Origin of the sequence: Haladaptatus sp. (assembly GCF_049589095.1) — an archaeon.
Taxonomy (GTDB): domain Archaea; phylum Halobacteriota; class Halobacteria; order Halobacteriales; family Haladaptataceae; genus Haladaptatus.
In genome coordinates, this window is the sequence record NZ_JBAWAC010000043.1 from 1 (window position 1) to 1,761 (window position 1,761).

At 61.1% G+C, this 1,761-nt stretch carries 2 protein-coding genes and 1 pseudogene; all 3 read right to left on the reverse strand.

The features are described from left to right. Positions 1-199: 199 nt before the first annotated feature. Positions 200-982 carry an IclR family transcriptional regulator gene (locus WBV42_RS01410; RefSeq protein ID WP_423984456.1) on the reverse strand — a complete coding sequence of 261 codons (783 nt, stop codon included), beginning with the start codon at positions 980-982 and terminating at the stop codon, positions 200-202. A gap of 78 nt (positions 983-1,060) precedes the next feature. Beyond that, entirely contained in the window at positions 1,061-1,537 is a 477-nt protein-coding gene (locus WBV42_RS01415; RefSeq protein WP_423984457.1) for a Gfo/Idh/MocA family protein, read from the reverse strand. Positions 1,538-1,579: 42 nt separating this feature from the next. Beyond that, positions 1,580-1,761, reverse strand: a pseudogene (locus tag WBV42_RS01420) (RNA-guided endonuclease TnpB family protein); the annotation flags it as partial.

The window sequence follows — 1,761 nt, forward strand, 5'->3', positions numbered from 1 at the left end:
TGGCTACCGCTGACGTTCCACGCGAAAGCGTCCTTGAGAACCGAGGAAACGCGCAACCTCAATATCCGCTTCGAGGAATCCTCGCGCTTGAGCGCGGGGAGGATGTCAACATAGCCGTCCCTCACTGAAGGACGATTATCCGTGAAAAAGGAGCGTATTTGATTTTGACGTGAATGTGGGTGCCGGAGACGAGCAGCGACTACTCCATCCAATCGAGATACGCCGTGTTGACTTCGATGACACCGGCCACGTTTCGGATCTCCTGTGGGATCTCCCGGCGGAACGTGTCGTCATCGATACGCTCGACGGGACCGCTGACGCTGATCGCACCGAGGAGTTCGTCCGTTTCCGTCACGAGCGCGGTGGCGACGCATCGGACGCCCTCGAACTGCTCCTCGTCGTCGAAAGCGATGCCGCGCGACCGAATGTCGTCGAGTTCCGCGCGAAGCGACGATTCCTCGACGATGGTCCCGTCGGTGTATCGGTGCAACGCTCCCCAGTCGAGAACCTCGTCGATTCTCGTCTCATCCATCGCCGCGAGCATCGCCTTTCCGGCCGCCGTGCTGTGAAGGTCCTCCTGCGTGCCGAGATGGGTGTTGATGTCCGCGCGGTCGTGGCGGGTGGACTGATACAGCGTGATCCCGTACCCGTGTCGTTCGACCACGAGTCGAGCGGTTTCGCCGGTCGTCTTCGCGAGCCTGTCGACGCTCTCCTTGCCGATTTGGAAGACCGTCTCGCGCTCCCGCACCGCACCACCGTACGTGAGCGGACGAAGTCCGAGCTGGTACTCGCCGTCCGCCCGCTCCACGAAATCGTGTTCGAGAAGCGTCGCCAGGTAGTGGTGCACCGTTCCCTTCGAGAGTCCGACTTCGTCGGCGAGGGCCGTCACACCCATCCGCTCGTGTTCGTCCAGCGCGTCCAACACCCGAAACGCGTTGCCGACCGATTTGATGGTCTTGCTCCCGTTCCCGTCTCGTGCCATGGGCCGACGTGAGTCGCGAAACCATAAGAATCTGCCCCAATCGTTTGACGCTATCAAACTCCCCTCGTCGCCTCGGGTTTATCGGTCGTTGTCGACGTAGACGCGGTCCACGAGTCGCTGGACGGCGGGCGCCTGCTCGACGGTGTTGGTGGTCGGCGGTTCGTCGTGTGCAACGGCGTCGATGAACGAACGTATTTGCTCACGATACGGGTCGTTGTGGTTCGCGGTGACGGACGTATCGAGGTAGTGGTCCACGCCGCCGCTCCGGGTCTCGAAGAATTTGAGCATCTGAGAGACGTCCACATCGGTGTCCCGGATGTCCGTGATGTCCAACAGCGCACCGGCTTCGGTCCCGTGAATCCGGTAGGAGTGGACCGAATCGGCGTTGACCGCCCACGCGGTTTCCATCGTCGCCGTCCGCCCACCGTCGAACTCCAGAAACGCCGACGCCGAATCCTCGACGTCGAACATGTTCGCATCGTCGTCCTCTCCCCACATTTTGAGGTAGGCGTACGAATCTCGATTTCCGAAATCACATCGCGTCGTGGACTTCACGTCGGCGATGTCCGGTTCGTCGAGGAAGTGAACTACCCCACCCTACTCGCTCACGGCTGACGCCGTTCGCTCCTTGAGGGTGGGGCTTCCTGTTTCGACGACGCGCTTTGCAGATACGGAGGTATCCACAGGAAGCGCAGTCTCCACAGGCGTTGATTCGGAGCGTCCCGCTCCTAACCGCTTTGTGATACCGCGAGAAAGAATGTTCCACGCCGCGTTCGCGT